This window comes from Erythrobacter neustonensis, assembly GCF_001663175.1.
In the GTDB taxonomy this organism is placed as follows: domain Bacteria; phylum Pseudomonadota; class Alphaproteobacteria; order Sphingomonadales; family Sphingomonadaceae; genus Erythrobacter; species Erythrobacter neustonensis.
The window spans coordinates 274,588-288,579 of record NZ_CP016033.1; the positions used below are offsets into that span (position 1 = coordinate 274,588).

10 protein-coding genes are annotated in these 13,992 nt (G+C 65.8%); 4 read left to right on the top strand and 6 right to left on the bottom strand.

The window, feature by feature from the left end:
- Positions 1 to 13 precede the first annotated feature (13 nt).
- The 6 genes from A9D12_RS01325 to A9D12_RS01350 form a co-directional block, all read right to left on the bottom strand.
- Positions 14 to 496: a TspO/MBR family protein gene (locus tag A9D12_RS01325; RefSeq protein WP_197489847.1), complete on the bottom strand. Its 483-nt coding sequence runs from the start codon at positions 494 to 496 to the stop codon at positions 14 to 16.
- A gap of 55 nt (positions 497 to 551) precedes the next feature.
- Complete coding sequence (locus A9D12_RS01330; RefSeq protein WP_068348990.1) at positions 552 to 1,745, bottom strand: geranylgeranyl diphosphate reductase; 1,194 nt, start codon at positions 1,743 to 1,745, stop codon at positions 552 to 554.
- Positions 1,742 to 3,100: a BCD family MFS transporter gene (locus A9D12_RS01335; RefSeq protein ID WP_068348993.1), complete on the bottom strand. Its 1,359-nt coding sequence runs from the start codon at positions 3,098 to 3,100 to the stop codon at positions 1,742 to 1,744. Before A9D12_RS01335 ends, A9D12_RS01330 begins: the two co-directional genes overlap by 4 nt.
- Positions 3,100 to 4,002 carry a chlorophyll synthase ChlG gene (gene chlG / locus A9D12_RS01340; RefSeq protein ID WP_156522758.1) on the bottom strand — a complete coding sequence of 301 codons (903 nt, stop codon included), beginning with the start codon at positions 4,000 to 4,002 and terminating at the stop codon, positions 3,100 to 3,102. Before chlG ends, A9D12_RS01335 begins: the two co-directional genes overlap by 1 nt.
- Positions 4,003 to 4,336: 334 nt before the next feature.
- A complete protein-coding gene (ppsR, locus tag A9D12_RS01345; protein ID WP_068349000.1) occupies positions 4,337 to 5,758 on the bottom strand; it encodes a transcriptional regulator PpsR in 1,422 nt (473 codons plus the stop codon).
- Between the two features lie 10 nt (positions 5,759 to 5,768).
- Positions 5,769 to 6,671: a cobalamin B12-binding domain-containing protein gene (locus A9D12_RS01350; protein ID WP_068349002.1), complete on the bottom strand. Its 903-nt coding sequence runs from the start codon at positions 6,669 to 6,671 to the stop codon at positions 5,769 to 5,771.
- A gap of 243 nt (positions 6,672 to 6,914) precedes the next feature.
- Between A9D12_RS01350 and bchF the strand changes: the two genes are divergently transcribed.
- From bchF to A9D12_RS01370, 4 genes are read left to right on the top strand one after another with little or no spacing between them, the layout of a single operon-like run.
- Positions 6,915 to 7,463 (top strand): 2-vinyl bacteriochlorophyllide hydratase, encoded by a 549-nt coding sequence (bchF, locus tag A9D12_RS01355; RefSeq protein ID WP_082925321.1) that lies wholly within the window; start codon positions 6,915 to 6,917, stop codon positions 7,461 to 7,463.
- On the top strand, positions 7,460 to 8,764 hold the full coding sequence (locus A9D12_RS01360) for a ferredoxin:protochlorophyllide reductase (ATP-dependent) subunit N (protein WP_068349008.1): 1,305 nt from the start codon (positions 7,460 to 7,462) through the stop codon (positions 8,762 to 8,764). Before bchF ends, A9D12_RS01360 begins: the two co-directional genes overlap by 4 nt.
- Positions 8,765 to 8,767: 3 nt before the next feature.
- Complete coding sequence (gene bchB, locus A9D12_RS01365; protein ID WP_068349011.1) at positions 8,768 to 10,345, top strand: ferredoxin:protochlorophyllide reductase (ATP-dependent) subunit B; 1,578 nt, start codon at positions 8,768 to 8,770, stop codon at positions 10,343 to 10,345.
- Positions 10,335 to 13,976 (top strand): magnesium chelatase subunit H, encoded by a 3,642-nt coding sequence (locus tag A9D12_RS01370; protein ID WP_068349014.1) that lies wholly within the window; start codon positions 10,335 to 10,337, stop codon positions 13,974 to 13,976. Before bchB ends, A9D12_RS01370 begins: the two co-directional genes overlap by 11 nt.
- Positions 13,977 to 13,992 lie beyond the last annotated feature (16 nt).

Consider the following 13,992-nt stretch of genomic DNA (forward strand, 5'->3'; position numbering starts at 1 on the left):
GGCCCGCCGGCCATCAGGCGAAGGGCGCGTTCAATTGCACCACCGCCCAGTTGAGCGCCGCGGCAAAGCTCACCCAGCCAAGATAGGGCAGCAGCAGCGCTGCCGCCGGGCGGGAAAAGCGGACGACATAAAGGATGATCGCAAGGATCGAGAGCCACAGCACGATCACTTCGGCAAAGGCCCAGTCGGGGCGCTGGAAGCGGAGGAACAGGATCGACCAGCTGATGTTGAGAAACCCGTTGAGCGCGAACAGCGCGATCACCCACTCGGCCTCGGCCGACGTGCGCGCGGCGCGCCAGGCGGTGATCCCGGCCACCGTGATCAGCGCATAGATCACCGTCCAGCCCATCGGGAAGACCACATCGGGCGGGTTCCAAGCGGGCTTGGCAAGCGCCTGATACCACGGGCCAAGATCGGTCACCGTCGCGCCCAAGGCGGCGACACATAGCGCGGCAATGCTCGCCACGATCACCGGAATGATTATCGTCGGCCTCATCAAGGCTGGTCTAGGCCGCATGTCGGTCCCCTGGCAATCCCATCGCCCGCACCCGTCAGTGCGCGGGCCGCAGCCCCAGCAGGTGCGCGGTGTCCTTGAGGAAGATCTTGACGTGCGCCAGCGGCCGGGCGCGCACCAGCTTCTTGTGCATGTAGGCCTGCCAGGTCAGTTCCTGCACGTCCTTGTCGTCGCACATCGTGACGAAGCGTTCGCGGCGCTTGTCCGAGGAATACCAGAAATACTGCATCATCCCGAGCACCCAGAACACCTTGCCGTGCTCCTTCATGAAACGCTTGCGCGCCGTGCGCAGCTGCTTTGCATCGCCGGTCTTGAGGAAAGCCGCCGCCGCCTCGCCGACCATCCGCCCGCCGACCATCGCGTAATAGATTCCCTCGCCCGAAGCCGGCGCGACCACGCCCGCCGCATCGCCCGCGACGATCACGTCCGCGCCGTTGTCCCAGCGCTTCAGCGGTTTCAGCGGGATCGGCGCGCCTTCGCGGCGCAGCGTCTCGCAGCGTTCAAGGCCGAGATCGTCGCGGATCGTGGCGATCGCGCCGCGCAGGGAAAAGCCCTTGTTCGCGCTGCCCACCCCGATGCTCGCGGTCTCGCCATGCGGGAAGACCCAAGCGTAGAAATCGGGCGACAGGCGGCCCTGATAATAGACATCGCAGCGCGAGGCATCGAACTGGTCGGTGTTGCGCGGCGGGCTCTTGATGATCTCGTGATAGGCAAAAACGCAAGGGATGCGTTCCGCGCCGGGCAGGCATTGCTTGGCGACGGCTGAGCGCGCGCCGTCCGCGCCGATCACCACGCGCGCACGCACACGCTCGATCGGCCCGCCGCGGCTGCGCCGGAAGGTGACGAGCGGGTGCGGCGCATCGTCGCGCTCGATCTTTTCGAAGGTGGCGGTCAGCCGTTCCGCGCCGCAATCGCGCGCGCGTTCGCGCAGGGCTTCGTCGAATTCTTCGCGATCGACCATCCCGACATAACCGATCTCGCCCACGGGCATGTCGACCGCGCGGCCCGAAGGCGCGATCATCCGGGCCGAGCGCGCCTTGGCGACCAGCAGCGATTGCGGAATGTCGAAATCGGCGAGCAGCCGCGGCGGCACCGCGCCGCCGCACGGCTTGATCCGCCCGCCGCGCTCGATCAGCAGCACCGAATGGCCCGCCAGAGCAAGATCGGTCGCCGCAGTCGCGCCCGAGGGGCCGCCGCCGATCACGACCGCGTCGTAGATTGTCTGGTTCATGCGAACTGCTCCCTCTCCCCAAGACCGGCACTGGCGCGGATCGCCGCAGCCCCGGTCGCTTTCACCGCCAGCAAGGCCGCGAGCACGAATGCCGCGGCCTCGGCTGCGAACACCCATTGGAACGCCGCGCCGTCATCGCCGAGGACCGCGCGCGCCGCGTCGAGCCCGACCGCGCCCAATAATCCGCCAAGGCCAAAGGCGATCGCCTGCGCTGCGCCCCACACTCCCATGCGCACACCTTCGCGCGTGGTCGCGCCCGCGCCCGCAAGGCCCATCATCGAGCCGATCGCGGCGACTGCGAAAACGCCATTGCCAAAGCCCAGCACTAACAGGTTCGCTTCAAGCGGCCAGGGCGGCCCGTTGACCGCCGCCAGCCCGAGAAGCCCAAGGCCCAGCCCCGAGGCGAGACATCCGCCCACCACCCACGGGCGCAGCCCGCCTGCTCGCGCGGCGGAAAAAGCACTGCCGCCAACGCCCGCCACGATCATCCCGATCAGGATGCCGCCCTGATGGAACTGGCCGACGGTCGCGGTCGATTCGCCCGGCGCCATCCCGAAGATCAGCCCGGCGAAGGGTTCGAGGATCAGGTCCTGCATCGAAAAGGCGATCATCGAGACGAATATGAAAACGGTGAACCGCCGCGCAGCCGCCTCGTGCCAGATTTCGGCAAGCGCGGCGCGGAAATCGGGGGGCGGCGCGTCGGCGGCCGTTTCGCGGAACCGCCCCGCCTGCCGTTCGAGCCGGAAGGTCGCAAGCACGGTGACGCCGATCGCGGCCACGGCAAGGCCGCCCGCGACTTCGAGCAGGCGTGCAGGGCTGAAGGGGATGATGAGCTTGCCCACGGTGATCGCCGAGGCGACGATGCCGCCGACCATCATGATCCACGTGACCGCAGCCGCCGCCGCGCGCCGTTCGGGCGCGACGCCGCTGGCGAGCAGGGCGAGCGCGGATGTGCCACCTGCCCCCACGCCGACTCCGACCAGCGCATAGGCGAACACCGCCAGCGCCAGCGCGAGCGGAAACTGTGTCCCCATCATCAAGGTCGCCTGCGTCGCCAACAACGCACCTGCGGCGAGCACCGTCACCCCGCCGATGATCCACGGCACGCGCGCGGCGCCCTGATCGGAACCATGGCCCCACAAGGGCCGGCCCAGTTGCACGCCGTAATGCCACGCCACCAGCCCCGCGGGGATCGCGGCGGCCAGAGAGAATTCGACCACCATCAGGCGGTTCAAGACCGCGGTGGTCAGCATCACCAGCGCGCCGATCGCCGCCTGCACCAGACCGATGCGGACGATCCCCAGCCAGCCGAACCCTGCCTTGGCGGCCAATGGCGAGGAAAGCGGCGCGTGCATCAGATATGACCTCCAAGGCCCAGCGCGGCGGCCAGCATGCCGAGCACATACAGCGTCACGCCGACGCCATTGTACCATGGCGCATATTTCGCCGGATCGCGCAGCAGCCGCGGCATCGCGGCAATCTGCGCGGCGAGCACGGCTGCGACGATTGCCGCTGACAAGACGTGCCCCCATGCTGCGAGCAGACCGATCACCACCACCTGCGCCGCGGCCATCGTCACGCAGGCCAGCCGCGCGGCCCGTCCGACGCCGAGCACCACGGGCAGCGAGGTCAGCCCGGTCTGCCGGTCGCCCTCCACCGCCTTGAAATCGTTGAGCACCATGATCCCGTGCGCGCCGAGCGAATAGAGCACCAGCACCGCGATCGCCTGCGGCGAAGGCATCGCGCCAAGCATCACGGCAGCCCCCGTGAACCACGACAACCCTTCATAGGTCAGCCCGCAGACCAGCGGCCCCAGCCAGCCATGCGCCTTGAAGCGCAGCGGCGGCGCGGAATAGGCCCATGCGAAGGCCAGCCCGACCAGCCCGGCGACGAACACCACCGGTCCGAGCAGCCACGCGATGCTGGCCGAAATCATGCTCGCGATGATCGCGATATAAAGCCCCCAGCGGCCCGGAATGCGTCCCGAGGGGATTGGCCGGTGCGGCTCGTTGATGGCATCGACATGCCGGTCGAACCAGTCGTTCACCGCCTGACTGGTGCCGCACACCAGCGGGCCGGCGAGCATGACGCCGCCAGCAACGAACCACCAGCGCCCCTCAAGCCCGGCACCGGACGACACCGCGCCGCACATGAAGGCCCACATCGGCGGGAACCAGGTGATCGGTTTGAGCAGTTCGAGAACATCGCGCGCGCGCAGCGCCGAAGCATTGCGGGATGGTGCGACCGAAGCGGGCACCGTATGATTCGAAGATACCGAGCGCTCCATCAGTCAAGGCTATGCCTGACAGGAGAAAGCGTCAAATTGTTTTGACACTCGATTTTCGGCAAACCATGATTTCGGGCAAGATCTTGCCAATCGAGGTTATCGCGGTGTCAAACCGTCATGGCCCGATGCGATTGACAGTTGGATTGGAAGGCGCGATCCGAAGGTGCGTTGGCAGGGACCGATCATGCCTGTTTAAAGGCTGTTCAGACCCCCTCCAGACCGGTTTCGACCCCGTCTTGCCCCGTTCCGGACCGCTTCAGGGGCATGCCGCCAACCTCGGCACGATTGTCCTACAGCGGTGCGGTCACTCGCCATCACCGGCAAGATTGCCCAGCCCGTAACGGTGTAGTTTGGAATAGAGGCTCTGGCGGGAAAGGCCGAGGATTTCGGCAGCCGAAGCGCGGTTGTCCGAGGTGTAGCTGAGCGCCGCTTCGATACACAAACGCTCGATCAGATCGGTGCTTTCGCGCACGATATCCTTGAGGCTCATCCGGCCCACCAGATCGGTCAGCTGTTCGACCGAGCGCGGCATGTCCTGCACACCGGGCGGAAGATCGCGCATCCGGCGCCCCACCGGGCGCACGACGAAGGCGTAATAGCCATCTTCGCCGGAGGTGCGAACCGCCGACAATTCAACCGGTTCGCCCTCGATGTCATGGCCGACCCGCAGCACCGTGGCGATATTGCGCGCAGCCCCGTGCTGGTCGATCTGCCCTTCGATAAGATCGAGATCGATCCCCGGACGGCCGATCGATTCGGACAGATGGCGCCCGCGCAACTGATCGACGCTGGCCGCTTGCAGCATCTCGACGAAGGCTGCGTTGGCGGTGACGATTTCGAGATTGCTGTCGGCCACCACGAACCCATCGGGCATCTGGTCGACGAGTGCGAGCACGGGGGAAAAATCGCCTGCCGGGCGATCGGTCGCCGGAACCAGCCGCAGCAGCAGGAACTGGCCGCGATCCTGCGTGAAACCGGTGACGCTCGCCATCACTTCGCGCTGGCCGCGGGCAACGCGGATGCGGCCGGGGCTGACAGTATCCGAAACCATCGCCGCGCCGACCAGCGACTGGATCGCATCGAGCGAGCTTTTGTCGATGAATGTCAGCAGCTTCTTGCCCGCAAGGCTGGCCGGACGCGCGCCCACCAGCGCATGGGCGGCCGGGTTCGCCTCGCGGATGCGCAGCGTGCCAACCTCGACGATCATCACCGGTTCGGTCGAGCGTTCGAACAGCATGCGGTAGCGCGCTTCGAGCTGGCGCATCCGCAGGTAATCGCGTTCGAGCGATTGCTGGACCTGCAACAGCCGCTGCTGGAGCCGCCCCGCATCGCGCAGATCGCGTCCGAAGGCGATGCGATGCTCGCCTCCGTTGACGCTGAGCACGGCATAGCGGATCGGCACGTCGCCATCGCGCGAAGGATGGTTGACCTGACGCCAGTGCTGCACTTCCCCGCGCCGCGCCGCAGCCAGCATCTCCATGATCTTGGGGCGCGATTCGATCGTGACGGTTTCGATCCAGTTGCTTCCCACGATGTCGACGAAATCGGGAAATTCGCGCGGATCGAACGCGGCATCGAGGATCGTTCCGGTCTCGTCGAGCACCAGGGTCACATCGCCCGCGACCATGGCGAGTTTCATCGCGGCATCGGCATCGAGCGTGTTGAACAGTTCGGCAGCCTTGCCGAACGGGTGCTTGCCTTCGATGCTGTGTTTGCGGGTGAGCATGAGAATGCGGTTAACCGAGGTTCAGCGCGCGACTGGCCGAGGCGCCGACCAGCGCATTGGCAAATTCGAGCGCGCCAAGCGCGTCCGCGGCAGTCCCATCTGCTCCGACTTCTTTTGCAATATCAGGATTCTGGTTGATCATTCGTCCGCCCACGAGCACGAAGATGTGCGGATTGGCAGAAACATTGCGCACTGCCTTGATGAGATTTCCGAGCGCCGCGCTAGGGCAATCGCGCGACAGCGTCAATCCGAGCACGTCGAAAGGCTGACGCGCCAGCCGGTCGAGCAGTTCGCGGCGCTCGGGCTTGATCAGCGCCTCGCTGCGCCATCCGCCGCGGGCGAAGACTTCCTCGATCATCAGAGTGCCGAAATTGTGATGGTCGCCGGGCATCGGCGAAAACAGCGCGCTGTGCGGCAGCGCGGCCTGGGACTGGTCCACTGGGGCGCGCGCGGACACCTCGCGCATCACTTCCTGCAGCCGCCACAGGCCCATAGTGACATCGAGGAAATCGCATTCGTCCGCTTCCCACATCTCGCCAAGTCGGCGCGCTGCGGGGGCCAGCAGATCGAGGCAGATTGTTTCGACCGATGCCCCGCTGGTGATGAAGCCATCGACTTCGGCAAGCAGGTTTGCCGCCTCCAAGCGAAGCGGCAGCATGGCAAAGCGCCTGACCTCGTCGGGCGAAATGTCACGCTGGCGGTTGCCGGGCGTGTGCATATCCGAACCGGCATGCGCCATCAGCAGCCGCGGGATGATCTCGCTTTCGATGACGGTGTTGATCTGGTCCGACTGGGCAGCGCGATCATTGTGCGCCGATGCGCGCCGCCGGACCGCTTCGAGCGGCGCCGCAATGACACCGCGCAACGCGGCCGATCCTGCGCCGAATATCCCGGATGCCTTGGACACTCCCATTGGACAGACCCTCCCCAGGTCATGCGGACGATCCTTCCGCACTAGGCAGCAGCCACCCCCCGGAGCAGCCTTGGCCCTGATCCCAATCAAGCCATCGAGTCTGTTCTACGCCGTTTTCAGGGTGATCGCAAACGAACTTACCTCCCCACCCGAATGCGTCAACAGGATGGAACGTCCAATTCATTTGACACATATGTTGGAAAGCGTAGTATCCGAGTCAGAGAGAAAAGGCAGGCGCATCAAATGACTCGGAAGGATCATAAATCCCCGGTCGAACCTGGAACCACGGTGAAAGGGGCGGGCCAAAAGCACGGCCAAACCGCCGCACTTTATACCGCTGAAGAGCGCCAACGCCGCGATGCATCGGTCTGGACAATCGTTCAGGGCGTGCTTGCCCCTCTGCAATTCGTGGTCTTTCTCGTCAGCCTCGCACTGGTGCTGCGCACGCTTTCGACCGGCGAAGGCACCTTTCCAGCCGACGCATCGATCGTCGTTAAAACGCTCGTGCTTTACACCATCATGATCACCGGCGCGATCTGGGAGAAGGTCGTGTTCGGCCGCTGGCTGTTTGCGCCCGCATTCTTCTGGGAAGACGTGTTCTCGATGCTCGTGCTCGCGCTGCACAGCCTCTATCTCGTCATGTTGTTGGCCGGACTGGGATCGGCCGAACAGCGCCTGATGGTCGCGCTGGCCGGTTATGCCGCCTACCTCGTCAATGCGGGCCAGTTCCTGTGGAAATTGCGCATGGCGCGGCTTCAGGGCAGCGCCGATCTTCAGGCGGTGTCGGCATGACCGCAGCGACCCTTCTCGATGGCTGCGCTGCCGCACAGGCCCGCCCGGCAGCGGATGCGCCGCGCCCTGTCCTGCGCGAACGTGGACAGCGCGAAGTGTTCTGCGGGTTGACCGGCATCATCTGGCTGCACCGCAAGATGCAGGATGCCTTCTTCCTTGTGGTGGGCAGCCGCACCTGCGCACACTTGTTGCAATCGGCAGCCGGCGTGATGATCTTTGCCGAGCCGCGCTTTGCCACCGCGATCATGGAAGAACGCGATCTGGCCGGCATGGTGGATGCGCAGGATGAGCTCGACCGGGTGGTCAACCGCCTCCTCGAACGCCGCCCCGACATCAAGACGCTGTTCCTCGTCGGATCGTGCCCGTCTGAAGTGATCAAGCTCGATCTGGCCAAGGCCGCGCAGCGGTTGGGCGCGGTGCATATGCCGCGCGTGCGGATCCTCAACTATTCGGGCAGCGGGATCGAGACGACGTTCACGCAAGGCGAAGACGCCTGCCTTGCCGCGCTCGTGCCGGTGATGCCCGCGCTGCCCGCCGATGCCCCGGCCGAGCTGCTGATCGTTGGCAGCCTCCCCGACATCGTCGAAGACCAGTTCCTGCGACTGTTCGCCGATCTCGGCATCACCCGCGTGGGCTGTCTGCCGGCACGCAATGCCCGCGATCTGCCGCGCGTTGGCCCCAACACCCGCTACCTGCTCGCGCAGCCGTTCCTAGGCGAAACCGCGATGGCTCTGGAAGGACGCGGTGCGACGCGTATCGAAGCGCTGTTTCCCTTCGGCGTCGAAGGCACCTCGGACTGGCTGCGCGCCGCAGCGTCCGCTTTCGGGATCGACCCCGCCCTGACCGAACAGGTCATCGCCCCGGGCCGCGAACGTGCGCGCATCGGCCTGTCCAAACTGCGCCCGCAGCTTGCCGGCAGGCGCATCACCTTCCTTCCCGATTCCCAGCTCGAAGTCCCGCTTGCGCGGTTTCTTCAGGACGAGATGGGCATGGTGCTGGTCGAGGTCGGCACACCGTACCTGCACCGCGCCCATCTCGCTCGCGAGCTCGAAAGCCTCGGCGCGCAGGTGCGTCTGTCCGAAGGCCAGCATGTCGAGCGCCAGCTCGACCGCGTGCGCGCGGACCGGCCCGATATCACCGTCTGCGGGCTCGGGCTTGCCAACCCGCTTGAAGGCGAAGGGCTCACGACCAAGTGGGCGATCGAACTCGTCTTCTCGCCGATCCACGGCTTCGACCAGGCCGCCGATCTTGCCGAACTGTTCGCCCGCCCCTTGCGGCGCCGCGACATGCTGGAGATCTAGGCGATGCAGCTGGCGGTCTGGACATACGAAGGCCCCCCGCATGTCGGCGCGATGCGCGTTGCGACAGCGATGGAGAAGCTCCACTACGTGCTCCACGCGCCGCAGGGCGATACCTATGCGGACCTCCTGTTCACGATGATCGAGCGGCGCGCCAAGCGCCCGCCGGTTACCTACACCACCTTCGAAGCGCGCGATCTGGGCAAGGATACCGCGCAGATTTTCCAGGATGCCGCGCGCGAGGCCGTCACCCGTTTCAACCCGCAGGCGATCATCGTCGGTGCGTCCTGCACGGCCGAGCTGATCCAGGACGATCCGGCGGGCCTTGCCGAAGCGATGGGCTTGCCGCTGCCGGTCATCCCGCTCGAGCTGCCGAGCTATCAGCGCAAGGAAAACTGGGGCGCCGCAGAAACCTTCTACCAGATCGTCCGCCATCTCGGCGACAAGTCGTTAACGCGCGCGCCGCGTGAGGGCCGCAAGGCCCGCGCCAACATCCTCGGCCCCTGCGCGCTCGGCTTTCGCCACCGCGACGATCTGGTCGAGATCCGCAAGATTCTCAGCCAGCTGGACATCGAGATCAATCTCGTCGCCCCGCTGGGCGCAACCCCCGAGGACATCGCGAGGATCGGCGATGCCGACTTCAACATCGTCCTCTATCCCGAAATCGCAGATGAGGCCGCCCGCTGGCTCGAAAGGACTTTCGATCAGCCCGCTGTGCGGACCATCCCTATCGGCGTGGGAGCAACCCGCTCCTTCATCGCCGACGTCGCCGAGCTGGCAGGTGCAGATCCCACGCCTGCCCTCGGCGACACCTCTTCCCGGATGCCGTGGTGGTCGCGGTCGGTCGATTCGACCTACCTCACCTCCAAGCGCGTCTTCATTTTCGGCGATTCGACCCACGCGGTCGCCGCCGCCCGGATCGCGCGCGAGGAACTGGGCTTCGAAGTCTGCGGGCTTGGTTGCTATTCGCGCGAATTCGCCCGCGAAGTCCGCGCCGAAGCAGCGCGCTGCGGAATCGAGGCGCTGATCACCGACGATCACCTTGCCGTCGAAGATGCGATCACCGCGGCCGCGCCCGAACTGGTGCTGGGCACACAGATGGAGCGCCACATTGCCAAACGGCTGGGCATCCCCTGCGCGGTCATCAGCGCGCCCGTGCACGTGCAGGATTTTCCCGCCCGCCACAGCCCCCAGATGGGGTTCGAAGGCGCCAACGTGATCTTCGATACCTGGGTGCATCCGCTGGTGATGGGGTTGGAGGAACACCTCCTCACCATGTTCCGCGAGGATTTCGAATTCTCGGACGAAGCGGGCGCATCGCACCATGCCGCGCACAGCCCGCGCAAGGTCGCTCCTGCTACCGATCCGGTATCGCAAGCACCTGTTACCGATATCCCGGCCCCGGCATTTGCCGCCGAACCGGGTTCGCTCTGGACAGCCGAGGCCGAACGCGAGTTGAAGAAGATCCCCTTCTTCGTGCGCGGCAAGGCCCGCCGCAACACCGAGAACTTCGCCGCTGCCGAAGGCCGCCGCCAGATCGATCTCGACACGCTCTACGACGCCAAAGCGCATTATGCCCGGTAGCGTCGCCTCGGCCTCCTCGCTGGACCCGCGCGCTCCCGTCAAGGTGGTGATCGTCACGCTCGACAATCACCTGAAGGGCGCCGTCGACCGGGCCGAGGAAGCCTTGGCGAGCGAAGGCATCGCGCTTTCGCTGCATGCCGCATCCGAATGGGGCTCCACCGCCGAGGATCTTGCAGCGGTTCGGTCAGCCATCGCCAGCGCCGACATCATCATCGCGACGATGCTGTTCCTCGACGATCATATCCGCATGGTTCTGCCCGATCTCGAAGCGCGGCGCGAGACCTGCGATGCGATGATCTGCCTGATGAGCGCGGGCGAAGTCGTGCGGCTGACCAAGATGGGCGGCTATCGCATGGATGCGCCTGCCAAGGGCCCGCTTGCGCTGCTCAAGAAACTGCGCGGCAATGCAGGCAAGGGCGGCAAGCCGAGTTCGGGCGCGGGCCAGATGAAGATGCTGCGCCGCTTGCCCAAGATCCTGCGCTTCATCCCCGGCACCGCGCAGGATGTCCGCGCCTATTTCCTGACGCTGCAATACTGGCTGGCGGGTTCGGACGAGAATGTGGTCGCGATGGTGCGCGCGCTGATCGACCGCTATGCCGCGGGCGAGCGGATGTATCGCCGCGGCATCACCAAGGCCGACGCGCCGCTCGAATATCCCGAAACCGGGGTCTACCATCCCGCAACGCAGCAGCGCATTTCGGAAAGCCTGCGCCTGCTGCCCACAGCGCCCGGACGCGAGGGCACGGTCGGGCTGATCCTGCTGCGTTCCTATCTTTTGGGCCGCGACTGCGCGCATTACGACGGCGCGATTGCCGCCTTCGAGGCCGCGGGATTGAAGGTCGTGCCGGTGTTCGCCGCCGGGCTCGATGCACGCCCTGCGATCGAACAATTCTTCATCGGCCCCGATGGCCGCCCGACCGTGGACGCGATCGTCAATCTCACTGGCTTCAGCCTGGTCGGCGGCCCGGCCTATTCCGATGCCCCTGCCGCGCGCACGATGCTGGGCGATCTCGACGTGTCCTATCTTGCCGCGCATGCGATCGAATTCCAGACGATCGAGGAATGGGCGCAGCGGCCACAAGGGCTCTTGCCGCTTGAATCGACGATGATGGTTGCGCTTCCCGAACTTGACGGGGCGACGGTGCCGCATGTCTTTGGCGGGCGCAGCGGTCAATCCGGCAAGGGTTGCGGCGGGTGCGAGCGCAATTGCGCGCCGCCGGTTTCGCACAAGGCGCGCCCGATGCAGGCCTGCCCCGAACGCGCCGAAGCGCTCGCTGCCAAGACCCGGCGGTTGATCCAGCTGCGCCGCGCAGACCGGGCGCTGCGCAAGCTTGCGATCGTGGTCTTCAACTTCCCCCCCAATTCGGGTGCGACCGGGACCGCAGCCTTCATGGGCGTGCATGAAAGCCTTTACGCGACGCTCCAGCGCCTCGCCGCCGAGGGTTACGATGTCGACGTCCCCGAAACCATCGATGCGATGCGCGAGCGCCTGCTCAAGGGCAATGCCGAACGCTTCGGCAGCGATGCCAATGTTGCCCACCGCGTCCCGGCTGACGAGCACGTCGCGCGCGAGCCGCATCTCGCCGAAATCGAGGCCGCATGGGGCCCCGCGCCGGGCAAGCAGCTGACGGACGGTGGGCACATCCTCATTCAGGGCACGCATTTCGGCAATGTCTTCGTCGGCGTGCAGCCCGGCTTCGGCTACGAAGGCGATCCGATGCGCCTGTTGTTCGAAGGCACCTTCGCACCGACCCACGCCTTCAGCGCGTTCTACCGCTACATCCGCGAAGATTTCGGCGCGCACGCGGTGCTGCATTTCGGCACGCATGGCGCGCTTGAATTCATGCCGGGCAAGCAGGTGGGGATGAGCGGCCGCTGCTGGCCCGACCGGCTGATCGGCAACGTCCCCAATTTCTATCTCTATGCCGCCAACAACCCGTCCGAAGGCATGCTCGCCAAACGTCGGTCGGGCGCGACGCTGATCAGCTATCTCACCCCGCCGCTCGCGCAAGCCGGGCTTTACAAGGGCCTGTCGGAGCTGAAGGCCAGTGTCGAACGCTGGCGCGCCACGATCGACGATGCCGACCATGCCGAAGAACGCGCCGATCTTGCCGCACTGATCGCCGACCAATGCGACGCGCTCGACATCCGCTACACCGAGATCGGCGATCTGCCCGCCCATCTTTACGAGATCGAGCAATATCTCATCCCGCACGGCCTCCACGTGTTCGGCCGCAATCCGGCGGGCGCTGAACGCGAGGACATGCTCGATGCGATGGTGCAATCGGGCAGCCACGGCGGCGAGACGCCCGACCGCGAAGGGCTCGGCGCGCTGCTCGATTCCTCGGACGAAATGGCCGCGCTGATCCATGCGCTCGATGCAGGCTATGTCCCGCCCGCGCCCGGCGGCGATGTGGTGGCAAACCCCGACGTGCTGCCCACGGGGCGCAATATTTACGGGTTCGATCCGTTCCTGCTGCCTTCGGCCTATGCATGCCGGATCGGCAGCGAACAGGCCGAACAGTTGATCGCACGCCACGTCAACGGCGGCCAGCCCTTCCCCGAAAGCATCGCGATGGTGCTCTGGGGCACGGACAACATGAAGTCCGAAGGGGTCCAGATCGCGCAGGCGATGACCTTGATGGGCGCACGCCCGCGGCGCGATTCCTATGGCCGGCTGTGCGGGGCGGAGCTGATCCCGCTGGAGGAACTCGGCCGCCCGCGGATCGATGTGGTGGTGACGCTGTCGGGCATTTTCCGCGATCTCCTGCCGATGCAGACCCGGATGCTTGCCGAAGCGGCGCTGCTCGCAAGCTGCGCCGATGAGGCCTGCGAAGCCAATTTCGTGCGCAAGCACACGCTGTCGCATCAGGCCAGCCAGGGCTGCGATTTCGAGACGGCGGCGCTGCGGGTCTTCTCCAATGCGGAAGGAGCCTACGGCGCCAACGTCAACCAGATGATCGACGGCGGGGTCTGGGCCGACCCCGATGAACTCGCCAATGCCTTCGAAAGCAACAAGGGCTTTGCCTACGGCATCAGCGGCAAACCGGTGCAGCAGCGCGCCCTGCTGCAAAGCGCGCTGGGCACGGTCGATTTCACCTACCAGAACCTTGAAAGCATCGAACTGGGCATCAACGACGTCGACCAGTATGTCGACGGCCTCGGCGGTGTGACCCGTTCGGTCGCGCGGGCCAAGGGCGTCGAAAGCCCGGTCTATATCCTCGATGCGACACGCGGACACACCAAGGTGCGCACGCTCGCCGAACAGATCGACCTGGAAGCGCGCACCCGCACTTTGAACCCCAAGTGGTTCGAAGGGATGCTCGAACACGGTTACGAGGGTGTGCGCCAGATCGAAGGCCATGTCACCAGCGCGCTCGGCTGGTCAGCCACCACCGGGCAGGTGTCCCCGTGGGTCTACCAGAAGATTTCCGAGACCTTCGTGCTCGATGCCGAGATGCGGCGCCGCCTGTCCGACCTGAACCCCAAGAGCGCCGGGCGCGTCGCCGGGCGGCTGCTCGAAGCGTGCGACCGCAATCTGTGGGCCCCGGACGAAGCGACACTCGCCGCCTTGCGCGAAGCCAATGACGAGCTTGAGGACCGCCTCGAAGGCGTGTTCCCGGCAGAATGATTTGAGGGATCGAACA